Source organism: Lapillicoccus sp. (assembly GCF_046595215.1).
GTDB lineage: Bacteria > Actinomycetota > Actinomycetes > Actinomycetales > Dermatophilaceae > Lapillicoccus.
Genome location: NZ_JBKJPP010000018.1, coordinates 25,553 through 36,595, shown reverse-complemented (window position 1 = coordinate 36,595; position 11,043 = coordinate 25,553). Strand labels below are relative to the sequence as shown.

Below are 11,043 nucleotides of genomic sequence, written 5' to 3'. Positions count from 1 at the left end.
CGCAGCGGGCGCGCACCGAGCACGGGGTCGTAGCCGCGCTTGGCCAACAGGGCCTTGGCCATGGTCGTCAGCTCGAGACCCATGTCCTTGTCCTTGAGCCGCGAGTCGAGCTTGGCGATCTCCAGGTCGACGATCTGGACGATCTCCGCCTGGCTCAGCTGCGGGAAGACGATGATGTCGTCCACGCGGTTGAGGAACTCCGGCCGGAAGTGCTGCTTGAGCTCGTCCTGGACCTTGTTCTTCATCCGCTCGTACTCGGACTTGGTCTCCGGCCCGGCTGAGAACCCGAGGGCGCCCTTGCTGATGTCCCGGGTGCCGAGGTTGGTCGTCATGATGATGACCGTGTTCTTGAAGTCGACCATCCGACCCTGCGAGTCGGTGAGCCGGCCGTCCTCGAGCACCTGCAACAGGGTGTTGAAGATGTCGGGATGGGCCTTCTCGACCTCATCGAAGAGCACGACGGAGAACGGCTTGCGGCGGACCTTCTCGGTCAGCTGGCCGCCCTCCTCGTAGCCGACGTAGCCAGGAGGTGAGCCGAAGAGCCGCGAGACGGTGTGCTTCTCGGAGTACTCCGACATGTCGAGTTGGATCAGGCTGTCCTCGTCGCCGAAGAGGAACTCGGCGAGCGTCTTGGCCAGCTCGGTCTTGCCGACACCCGTGGGGCCGGCGAAGATGAACGAGCCGCCCGGACGTCGCGGGTCCTTCAGACCGGCCCGGGTCCGGCGGATCGCTTGGGAGAGCGCCTTGATGGCCTCCTCCATGCCGACGATGCGCTTGTGGAGCTCGGCCTCCATGTTGAGCAGGCGGCTGGACTCCTCCTCGGTCAGCTTGAAGACCGGGATGCCGGTCGACGCGGCGAGGACCTCGGCAATCAGCTCCTCGTCCACCTCGGCCACGACGTCCATGTCGCCGGACTTCCACTGGGCCTCGCGGTCGCTGCGCTGGCCCACGAGGGTCTTCTCGTCATCACGCAGGCTCGCAGCCTTCTCGAAGTCCTGGCCGTCAATCGCGGCCTCCTTCTGGCGACGCACGTTCGCGATCTTCTCGTCGAACTCACGAAGGTCCGGCGGGGCGGTCATCCGGCGGATGCGCAGCCGGGCGCCCGCCTCGTCGATGAGGTCGATCGCCTTGTCGGGCAGGAAGCGGTCGTTGATGTAGCGGTCCGCGAGGTTGGCGGCGCTGATGAGCGCGCCGTCGGTGATGGAGACCCGGTGGTGGGCCTCGTAGCGGTCGCGCAGGCCCTTGAGGATCTCGATGGTGTGCGCCAGCGACGGCTCGGCCACCTGGATCGGCTGGAACCGGCGCTCGAGGGCCGAGTCCTTCTCGATGTGCTTGCGGTACTCGTCGAGGGTGGTCGCCCCGATCGTCTGGAGCTCGCCCCGGGCGAGCATCGGCTTGAGGATGCTCGCGGCGTCGATGGCGCCCTCTGCCGCACCGGCCCCGACGAGGGTGTGGATCTCGTCGATGAAGATGATGATGTCCCCTCGGGTGCGGATCTCCTTGAGGACCTTCTTGAGGCGCTCCTCGAAGTCACCGCGGTAGCGGCTGCCGGCCACGAGCGCGCCGAGGTCGAGCGTGTAGAGCTGCTTGTCCTTGAGCGTCTCGGGGACCTGACCGCGCACGATGTCCTGGGCGAGGCCCTCGACGACGGCGGTCTTGCCGACGCCGGGCTCCCCGATGAGCACCGGGTTGTTCTTGGTCCGGCGCGACAGGACCTGCATGACGCGCTCGATCTCCTTCTCGCGCCCGATGACCGGGTCGAGCTTGCCCTCCCGGGCAGCCTGGGTCAGGTTGCGGCCGAACTGGTCGAGGACGAGCGAGCCCGCGGGCGTGCCCTCGGCCTGCTGGCCCTGCCCGACACCAGCGCCGGCCTTCTCGCCCTGGCCACCCTGGTAGCCCGCGAGGAGCTGGATGACCTGCTGGCGGACCTTGTTGAGGTCGGCGCCGAGCTTGACGAGGACCTGTGCCGCGACGCCCTCACCCTCACGGATGAGGCCGAGCAGGATGTGCTCGGTGCCGATGTACGTGTGCCCGAGCTGGAGTCCCTCACGCAGGGAGTACTCGAGGACCTTCTTGGCCCGCGGGGTGAAGGGGATGTGACCGGTCGGGGCCTGCTGGCCCTGCCCGATGATCTCCTGCACCTGCTCGCGGACGGCTGCGAGGGAGATGTCGAGGTTCTCGAGCGCCTTCGCGGCGAGACCCTCACCCTCGTGGATGAGCCCTAGCAGGATGTGCTCGGTGCCGATGTAGTTGTGGTTGAGCATGCGCGCTTCTTCCTGCGCCAGCACCACAACTCGTCGGGCCCGATCTGTGAACCGTTCGAACATCGCCATAGCTCCCTACCTGTCGAGACACCCCATGGTATCTGTCATGCCTGACGGCGCCCGCCCGGTCCCAATCTGCGACACCCGGCGAAGGCCTGCGACCTGAGCAACGCCCCCGTATGCCGTGCTGTTCCCCCCATTGAGCGGCCCCCGCTCATGTTCGCCCACGGCGGAAGTGTTGGCGGGTCGGGGGATATCGCCGGGCCGGCTCGTATCACCGCGCGACTCGCTCACTCCGTTACAGGTAACCCGGCGTACAGGTGCCGCGCGCTCGGTAGTGACCGGAGGACCCATGGATGACACCGCGCCTCGGAGCAGGACTGCACATCCGGTCGGGCTGGTGACCGCCCTGATCGGTCTTGTCGCCGCTGGGGTGTCGGCGGGGTTGATCGGGGGGCACCCCAGCGCCGGTCCCGGTCCAGGCCCCGTCGTGCCCACGACGACCAGCTGGAGGACAGACGCGACGGCGCGGTGTCAGACCGCCCAGGACCTGCTGGACACGCACCAGCAGGACCCGGCCGGCGCAGCGTGGTGGAGCACCGCGGCATACGAGGGGCAGGTCTTCCAGATCATGGACCAGGCCCTGCGGCAGATCGATGCACCGGCGGAGGTCCAGCCACGCCTCCAGCTGATGACCCGGGACTGGGACCAGGCCGCTGACGCCCTCATCCGGGCGGGCGCCGCGGGCGACCGGATGGACCAGGTCCAGGCGCTGGTCGAGCTGCAGGCCTACGCCGACCCGAACGCCCGCGGGAACCAGGTCGCCGAGGACCTCGGCATCTCCCGGTGCGCGGCGGTGGGCATCGCGCTCGACACCAGCACGTAGACCAACGGGGACGGCCACCGGGGAAGCGGAGGTCAGGACCCTGGCCTTCCTCAGCGGCGGCGCTGGCAGCGGCCACACCAGAAGAGGTTGCGCCCGGCGACGACCCGGGTGCGGACCCTGGAGCCGCAGACCAGGCACGGCTCGCCCTGACGTCGGTAGACGTAGTAGCGCCGCCGCAGGCGTCCGCTCCCCCCCGGCGCCGCGACGACCCCGGCGGGGCCGGGCTCCGCCCGCCTCGCCGAGTCGGTGTGCACCGAGGTCATCACCGGCACCCTGCCCTCGGCGACCCGTGCCGTGGCCTGCTCCACCTGGTCCTCCATGGTGATGATCTGGTTGAAGGCGACGCCGAGCGGCATGAGTCGCACGAGGTCGCCCCAGATCAGCTCCCACGTCTTCTTGCGGATCTCCTTGCCGGGTCGGAAGGGGTCCACCCGGTGCCGGAAGAGCACCTCGCACCGGTAGACGTTGCCCACCCCGGCGAGGATCGACTGGTCCATCAGCAGCTCGGCGACCGAGCGTCCCGACCGCGAGAGCCGCGTCCACGCCCGGTCCGGATCCTGTTCTGCCCGCAACGGATCCGGCCCGAGCCGGGCCACCACCGCGTCGACCTCCGCGGGCAACAGCGCCGCGCAGATGATGGCGCCGCGCAGGTCCGCCACGTGTTCCGAGGTGAGCAGCCGCAGCCGCACCTGGCCGCGCACGGGTGGCACCCCGGCATACCGGTCGTAGCGCTCGACGGAGAACTTGCCGATGAGGCCGAGATGGACGCCCAGCCACTGCTCGCCGGTGAACTCGACGAAGAGGTGCTTGCCCCACGCGGAGGCCTCGACGACGGCGCGGCCGTCCAGCAGCGCCGCGCCCTCGCTGAACCGGCCCTGGGGCGAGGAGAGGTCTGGGGTGGTGCCGGCAAAGGCGCCGTCGAGGGCCTGCGCGAGTCGGTGGAGGGTGTGGCCTTCGGGCACTCAGCTGGCCTTCTTCTTGGCGGCGCTCTTCTTCGCCGGGGTCTTCTTCGCCGCGGCGTGGGACGGCGTCGAGACGGGCTCCCCGCGCGCGGCCTTGGCCTTGTCCACCGAGCGCTGGAGGGCCTCGAGGAGGTCGACGACCTCACCGGAGCCGTCCTTCGCCGCGGGGGCGGCCTTGACCTCGCCGCCCTCGAGCTTGGCCGTGACCATCGCCTCGACGGCCTGGGCGTAGTCGTCCTCGAACTCCGACGGGTCGTAGTCCCCCGCGAGCGACTCGATGAGCATCGTCGCCATCGACAGCTCGCGCTCGGTCGCGCTGCCGACGTCGCCGAGGTCGGCGAAGTCGGCGGCGCGGATCTCGTCGGGCCAGAGCATGGTCTGCAGGACGATGATCCCGTCGCGCACGCGCAGCACCGCCATGTTCATCCGGGATCGGATCGAGACGGTGACCAGCGCCATCCGGTCGGCGGCCTCGAGGGCGTCCCGCAACAGCGCGTAGGCCTTGGCGGCGCCCTTCTCGGGCTCGAGGTAGTACGGCTTGTCGAGGAGCATCGGGTCGATCTGCTCGGCGGGCACGAACTTCTCGACCGCGATCTCCTTGCTGGCCTGGCTCGGCAGGGTCTTGAGGTCCTCGTCGGTGATGACGACCATCTGGCCGTCATCGGTCTGGTAGCCCTTGGCGATGTCGTCGTAGGAGACCTCCTCGCCGTCGATCGAGCAGACCCGTTTGTACCTGATCTGCCCGCCGTCCTCACGGTGCACCTGCCGGAACGAGATGTCGTGGTCCTCCGTCGCCGAGTAGAGCTTCACCGGCACGTTGACGAGGCCGAACGACACCGCCCCCTTCCACATCGCGCGAGGCATCCGTGCTCCCTTGTCCCAGCAGTCATGGTTGGTCTCCAGCATCCCCTACCCGGTTCGGCCCCCACAACACCCGCGCTGCGTCCGGCAGGTGGGTCGCCATGACGACCACGTTGCCGGACGCACACGCGGCGTCGCGCGCGGTGTCACGTGCGGAGTGCGCCGAGACGGCCGAGCAGGAAGGCGCGCTCGCCCGGGTTGGTCGCCAGCTCCAGCGCGCGCTCGTATGCCGTGACCGCCCCCGCTGTGCGGCCGGCCCGGCGCAGGAGGTCGGCTCGGGTGGCGTGGAAGGCGTGGTAGCCGTCGAGGTCGAGCGTGTCGAGGATCGCCAGGGCCGTCTCGGGCCCGTCGACCTCGGCGAGCGCCACGGCACGGTTGAGCGCGACGACGGAGGTGCGGTCCACGGCATACAGCTGGTCGTAGAGCGCGACGACCTGGCGCCAGTCCGTCTCCTCGGCGGTGGCCGCGTCGGTGTGGACCGCGTTGATCGCCGCGAGGAGCTGGTAACGGCCGGGGCGGCCCCGGCGCAGGCACGCCCGCACGATCGTGTGGCCCTCGGCGACGAGGTCGTGGTCCCACCGGCTGCGGTCCTGGTCGGCGAGCAGGACGAGGGCGCCGTCAGCGACCCGGGTGGGCCGGCGGGCGTCGGTGAGGAGCATCAGCGCCAGCAGGCCCTGGGCCTCCGGCTCGTCCGGCATCATCGCGACCAGGACCCGGGTGAGCCGGATCGCCTCCGCGCACAGGTCGATCCGGATGGCGGTCTCCGGGCCCGATGAGAGGTAGCCCTCGTTGAAGACGAGGAAGAGCGTGGCGAGCACCCCGCGGACCCGATCGGGCAGCTGGGCGTCACTCGGCACGCGGTACGGGATCCTGGCCACCCTGATCTTCTGCTTCGAGCGGGTCAGGCGCTTGGCCATCGCCGCCTCGTCGACGAGGAAGGCGCTGGCGATCTCGGCCACCGTGAGACCGCCGAGCAGCCGCAGGGTCAGCGCCACCTGGGCGCTCGTCGCCAGCGCCGGGTGGCAGCAGGTGAACATCAGCCGAAGCCGGTCGTCCGGGACGGAGGTGACGGGAGCGGCGAACCCGAAGTCCTCGGTGTCGGTGAGCATGGCGGCCTGGGCGTGTCTGGAGTCGCGGGTCGACTCGCGTCGGAGCCGGTCGATCGCCTTGTTGCGGGCCGTTGTCGTCAGCCAGGCCCCGGGGTTCGGGGGCAGGCCGGACCCGGGCCATCGTTGCAGGGCGATGAGGTAGGCCTCCTGGGCCGCCTCCTCGGCGACGTCGATGTCGCCGAAGCGGCGGACCAAGGCGGCGACGACCCGACCGTGCTCCGCACGGAAGACCCGCTCGAGGTCGGGGTGACCGGACGTCGACACGACTCGATCAGGCGTCCGGCTCGGTCTGAAAAGGGCGGACCTCGACCGGGCCGGCGCAGGCCGCGGACCCCTTCCGGGCCAGCTCAAGGGCGGCGTCGAGGTCGGGGACGTCGACGATCCAGAAGCCCCCGAGGTGCTCCTTCGACTCGAGGTAGGGGCCGTCGGTCGTCACCGGGTCGCCGGATCCGGTTGCGTCGACCACCGTCGCGGTCGAGGCCGGGTGGAGTCCGCCCGCGAAGACCCAGGCGCCGCAGGCCTTGAGGGCGGTGTTGAAGGTGTCGACGGCCGCATACATCTCGTCGACGTTGTCGGGGACGGGGTCGGTGTCGGCGCCGTGGACGGAAAGCAGGTACTGGGTCATGGGGTGCTCCTGGTGCTGGATGGGTGGTGCCGGGTCGTGGTGCGTGAGCGGTTCGGATGTCGCGGAAGGTTTCCCTTCTCACCTCCTCCACGAACGGGTCGGCCGTGACAGGACACTCTGCCCGAGTGAATGTTTCGGGCGGCGTGATCTGCCGCCGGACACCGCCACCATCCGGCGGGTGGTGCTCCGGTGGGACAGGATGGGCTCCATGCGTCCCATGCTCGCGTCGCCCACAGGGCTGGTCCCCGGTGGTGAGGGCTGGGTGCACGAGGTCAAGTGGGACGGCATGCGGATCCTCGCCGACGTCCGGGCCGGTGGTCTCCGGCTGTCCAGCCGCAGCGAGCGCGACGTCACCGTCGCCTTCCCGGAGCTCGCGGGTCTCGTCGAGACCTTCGAGGAGCTGCTCCTCGACGGGGAGGTCGTCGCCCTCAAGGACGGCGTCCCGTCCTTCGAGGCGCTCGCCGAGCGCTTCCACGTCACGAGCCCCCGCAGGGCGGCGATCCTCGCCGCCCGGAACCCGGTGACCTACATGGTCTTCGACCTGCTGCGCCTCTACGGCGTCGACCTCACGGACCGCCCGTTGTCGGACCGCCGCGCGACCCTGGAGCGCCTCGAGCTCGCCGGCCCGCACTGGCAGGTGCCCCCGACCTTCACCGACGGCCCGCTCCTTCACGTCGCGACCCGCGACCAGGGCCTCGAGGGGATCGTCAGCAAGCGGCTCTCCTCCCGCTACGTCCCGGGCGCCCGCAGCGGGGACTGGCTCAAGTCGGCTCACCGCACCTCGATGTCGGTCGTCATCGGCGGCTGGCGGCCGGAGACCGACACGGCCCGCCTCGGCGCGGTCCTCGTCGGCGTCCCGGCGCCGGGAGGGCTGCACTACCTCGGCCGGGTCGGCAGCGGCCTCGCGGGCAAGGCGGGGGGACTGCTGGCCACGGATCTCGCGCCCCTTGCCGCGGCGGGGTCGCCCTTCGTCACGCAGGTCCCCCGCGAGGACTGCGCGGGCGCCACGTGGGTGCATCCCGTCCTCGTGTGCGAGGTCCAGTCGCTGGGACTGACGTCTCAGCACCGGCTGCGCCAGCCGGCATACCGGGGCCTGCGACCGGACCTCAACCCGGGTGACCTCGACGCCGAGGTCGTCCCCGGCTGGAGCAGTGGTGGCTGAGCAGCAGCGGGTCAGCGTCGAGGTCGCCGGCCGGCGGCTGGCGGTCAGCAACCTCGACAAGGTGATGTATCCCGCCACCGAGACGACCAAGGGCGAGGTGCTCAACTACTACGCCCGCGTGGCACCGACGCTGCTGGCCCACCTCGCTCGCCGGCCGGTGACCCGGATCCGGTGGCCGCACGGCGTGGAGGGGGCGAGCTTCTTCGAGAAGAACCTGCCCTCCGGCGTGCCGGCGTGGCTGCCGTCGGTGACCATCTCGTCGCACGGACGCAACCCCGAGGACCATCCCGAACGGGACCGGGTCGTCTATCCGCTCGTCCTCGACCTCGCCGACCTCACCTACCTCGTCAACCTCGCCTCGCTCGAGCTGCACGTCCCCCAGTGGCAGGTCGACGACAGCGGTCAGCCGCGCGACCCCGACCGGCTGGTCATCGACCTCGACCCCGGCTCGGGCGCCGGCCTGCGCGAGTGCGCGCAGGTCGCGCTCTGGGTCCGGCCGCACCTCGAGGCGATGGGGCTGACGGCGACCGTGCCGGTCACGAGCGGGAGCAAGGGCATGCAGGTGTATGCCGCGCTGCCGGGCACGCACTCGGCCGACGACATCCGCGCGCTGGCCCAACAACTGGCCCAGGAGATGACAAAGACCCACCCTGATCTCGTCGTGTGGAAGATGACGAAGTCGCTGCGCCCCGGAAAGGTCCTGTTGGACTGGAGCCAGAACACCGCCGCAAAGACGACCATTAGCCCGTATTCGTTGCGGGGAAAGGTTGCTCCCTATGTCGCGGCCCCGCGCACCTGGGACGAAGTGGAGCGAGGGGCCGCAGCTGAGGGTCCTTTGGGTCAATTGCTTCTCGACGAGGTCTTGGCCCGGTTGGATGAGCGGGGCGACCTCGCCGGCGCCCTGTTGCCCTGACTGCCAGGAATGTCGTCCAGCCGTCCACACCTCCTCACGTGAGGAGGTGTGGACGGCTCAGGTCCGACAAGGCGTCCACAGATCCTCACGTGAGGACTTGTGGACGCTCAGGTGGTGCAGCCCTCAGCTGTGGGCCTGGTCGTAGGCCTCCTGGACGACGGACGAGACCCGGCCGCGGTCGCTGACCTGGTGGCCGTGCTTGCGGGCCCACTCGCGCATCTCACCGAGGTCGGCGCGGCGCGTGGTCGGCTCTGTGCCGGCGCGGCGGCCCGAGGCGCGCCGTCCACCACTGCGGCGGGCGTGGCCGACCCAGGCGGCGAGGCTGTCCCGGAGCTTGCCGGCGTTGTCGTCGTTGAGGTCGATCTCGTAGGTCACCCCGTCGAGCCCGAAGGTGACGGTCTCGGAGGCGGCGCCCCCGTCGACATCGTCCTCGAGGACGATCTGGACGCGTTGTGCCATGAATATTCCTCTCTCTCGATGAATGAGGTCTGCCCCGTCATTCCATCAAAGAGATCCTATCAATCTTTTGGGCCCTCCGATTTCCCTTCGGCGCGGGCCGCCGCATTCTTGGCGTCAAGCTCGGCATCCCATTTCGACTGGGCCAGGCGTTCACGCCGGTCACCCTCGAGGATGTTCTTGATGATGAAGAAGAACAACGCGCCGACGCCCACCGTCGGTAATAGAGCGGCAAGGTAGGGAAAGACGCTGTCCCACATGGTCAGGCCTCCGGCTTCAGGAGCGGAAAGAGAATGGTTTCCCTGATGTTGACGCCGCTGAAGAGCATGACCATCCGGTCCATCCCGAAACCGAGGCCGCCCATCGGAGGGGCACCGTACTCCAGCGCCCGGAGGAAGTCCTCGTCGATCTGCATGGCCTCGTCGTCGCCGCCCGCGGCGAGCCGGGACTGCGCGGTGAGCACCTCCCGCTGGATGACCGGGTCGATGAGCTCGGAGAAGCCGGTGCCGCGCTCCACGCCCCCGATGATGAGGTCCCACGCCTCGATGAGGCCGGCCTCGCTGCGGTGCGGGCGGGCCAGGGGCTGGGCCGACGCGGGGTAGTCGCAGAGGAACGTCGGCTGGATCAGCCCCGGCTCGACGAGCTCGCCGAGCAGCGCGAGCGCGACCTTCTCCGCGCCCCAGGCGGGGTCGAGGGGCACGTCGTGCTTCACGGCATACTCGCGCAGCGTCTCCAGCGGTGTCTCGAGGGTGACGACCTCGCCGACCGCCTCGCTGATCCCCTGGTAGACCGGCAGCCAGCGCCACTCGCCATCGAGGTCGACGACCCCCGCCGGCGTCTCGACCTGCCGGGAGCCGAGCAGGTCGGCGACGGCGACGTAGACGTCCTGCATGAGCCGCGCGATCGTCGTCTGGTCGCCGTAGGCCTGATAGGCCTCGAGCATGGTGAACTCGGGGCTGTGCGTCGCGTCGGCGCCCTCGTTGCGAAAGATCCGGCCCAGCTCGTAGACCCGGTCGACCCCACCGACGACCGCCTTCTTGAGGTTGAGCTCGAGCGCGATCCGCAGCGTCATCGGCTGGTCGAAGGCGTTCAGGTGTGTCGTGAACGGCCGGGCCAGTGCGCCGCCGTGGGTCAGCTGGAGGACCGGCGTCTCGATCTCGACGTAACCCTGCGCGTCCAGCGTCTCGCGGACCACCCGGGTGATCGCCGCCCGGGTGCGCACCATGTCGCGTGCCTCCTGCCGCACGATGAGGTCGGCATAGCGCTGCCGCACGCGAGTCTCCTCGGACAGCTCCTTGTGCAGCGTCGGCATCGGCCGCAGCGCCTTGGACGCCATCCGCCACGACGTCGCCAGGACCGACAGCTCGCCGCGCCGGCTGGAGATGACCCGGCCCTGCACGACGACGTGGTCGCCGAGGTCGACGAGGGCCTTCCACTCCGCGAGCGGCCCCTCCCCCACCTCGGCGAGGCTGAGCATGACCTGCAGGCGCGTGCCGATGCCCTCCTGGAGGGTCGCGAAGCACAGCTTGCCGGTGTTGCGGACGAAGACGACACGGCCGGCGACGCCCACGACGTCCTGGGACTCCTCGCCGGTCCCCAGGGCGCCCCACTGCTCCCGGACCTGCGCGAGGGTGTGCGTGCGGGCCGTCCAGACGGGGTATGCCGGGTGGCCGGCGGCGAGCAGCCGCTCACGCTTGGCGCGGCGCACCCTCATCTGCTCGGGGAGGTCGTCGGCTGGGTCGGCAGTCGCCGTGGGGGGCGTCTGGGGCTCGTCGGTCACGGGGCCAAGGTTACCGAGCGGGCGG

Annotated in this window: 11 protein-coding genes; 3 read left to right on the top strand and 8 right to left on the bottom strand. The window is 70.1% G+C overall.

Going from position 1 to position 11,043, the window contains the following annotated elements; translation table 11 throughout:
• A partial coding sequence (locus tag ACLL9L_RS01760) for an ATP-dependent Clp protease ATP-binding subunit (RefSeq protein ID WP_411282922.1) occupies positions 1 to 2,327 on the bottom strand: 2,327 nt, incomplete at its 3' end.
• A 337-nt stretch (positions 2,328 to 2,664) separates the two neighbouring features.
• Between ACLL9L_RS01760 and ACLL9L_RS01755 the strand changes: the two genes are divergently transcribed.
• Positions 2,665 to 3,150 (top strand): hypothetical protein, encoded by a 486-nt coding sequence (locus tag ACLL9L_RS01755; protein WP_411282921.1) that lies wholly within the window; start codon positions 2,665 to 2,667, stop codon positions 3,148 to 3,150.
• Between the two features lie 50 nt (positions 3,151 to 3,200).
• Here ACLL9L_RS01755 and ACLL9L_RS01750 read toward each other — a convergent pair whose 3' ends face one another.
• The 4 genes from ACLL9L_RS01750 to ACLL9L_RS01735 all read right to left on the bottom strand — a co-directional run bounded on the left by ACLL9L_RS01750 (position 3,201) and on the right by ACLL9L_RS01735 (position 6,707).
• Positions 3,201 to 4,112 carry an Fpg/Nei family DNA glycosylase gene (locus ACLL9L_RS01750; RefSeq protein WP_411282920.1) on the bottom strand — a complete coding sequence of 304 codons (912 nt, stop codon included), beginning with the start codon at positions 4,110 to 4,112 and terminating at the stop codon, positions 3,201 to 3,203.
• Positions 4,113 to 4,976 (bottom strand): Ku protein, encoded by an 864-nt coding sequence (locus ACLL9L_RS01745; protein ID WP_411282919.1) that lies wholly within the window; start codon positions 4,974 to 4,976, stop codon positions 4,113 to 4,115.
• A 143-nt stretch (positions 4,977 to 5,119) separates the two neighbouring features.
• On the bottom strand, positions 5,120 to 6,346 hold the full coding sequence (locus tag ACLL9L_RS01740; protein ID WP_411282918.1) for an RNA polymerase sigma factor: 1,227 nt from the start codon (positions 6,344 to 6,346) through the stop codon (positions 5,120 to 5,122).
• Positions 6,347 to 6,353: 7 nt separating this feature from the next.
• Positions 6,354 to 6,707 (bottom strand): YciI family protein, encoded by a 354-nt coding sequence (locus tag ACLL9L_RS01735; protein WP_411282917.1) that lies wholly within the window; start codon positions 6,705 to 6,707, stop codon positions 6,354 to 6,356.
• A gap of 208 nt (positions 6,708 to 6,915) precedes the next feature.
• Between ACLL9L_RS01735 and ligD (ACLL9L_RS01730) the strand changes: the two genes are divergently transcribed.
• Both ligD (ACLL9L_RS01730) and ligD (ACLL9L_RS01725) read left to right on the top strand, forming a co-directional pair.
• Positions 6,916 to 7,869, top strand: coding sequence for a non-homologous end-joining DNA ligase (gene ligD / locus ACLL9L_RS01730; protein WP_411282916.1), 954 nt, complete (start codon positions 6,916 to 6,918; stop codon positions 7,867 to 7,869).
• Positions 7,862 to 8,782: a non-homologous end-joining DNA ligase gene (ligD, locus tag ACLL9L_RS01725; RefSeq protein WP_411282915.1), complete on the top strand. Its 921-nt coding sequence runs from the start codon at positions 7,862 to 7,864 to the stop codon at positions 8,780 to 8,782. Before ligD (ACLL9L_RS01730) ends, ligD (ACLL9L_RS01725) begins: the two co-directional genes overlap by 8 nt.
• A gap of 123 nt (positions 8,783 to 8,905) precedes the next feature.
• On the opposite strand, the gene ACLL9L_RS01720 is transcribed toward ligD (ACLL9L_RS01725), so the two are convergent.
• From ACLL9L_RS01720 to ACLL9L_RS01710, 3 genes are read right to left on the bottom strand one after another with little or no spacing between them, the layout of a single operon-like run.
• On the bottom strand, positions 8,906 to 9,241 hold the full coding sequence (locus ACLL9L_RS01720) for a histone-like nucleoid-structuring protein Lsr2 (RefSeq protein WP_411282914.1): 336 nt from the start codon (positions 9,239 to 9,241) through the stop codon (positions 8,906 to 8,908).
• A gap of 59 nt (positions 9,242 to 9,300) precedes the next feature.
• A complete protein-coding gene (locus tag ACLL9L_RS01715) occupies positions 9,301 to 9,498 on the bottom strand; it encodes a hypothetical protein (protein ID WP_411282913.1) in 198 nt (65 codons plus the stop codon).
• A 2-nt stretch (positions 9,499 to 9,500) separates the two neighbouring features.
• On the bottom strand, positions 9,501 to 11,018 hold the full coding sequence (locus tag ACLL9L_RS01710) for a lysine--tRNA ligase (protein WP_411282912.1): 1,518 nt from the start codon (positions 11,016 to 11,018) through the stop codon (positions 9,501 to 9,503).
• Between the last annotated feature and the right edge of the window lie 25 nt (positions 11,019 to 11,043).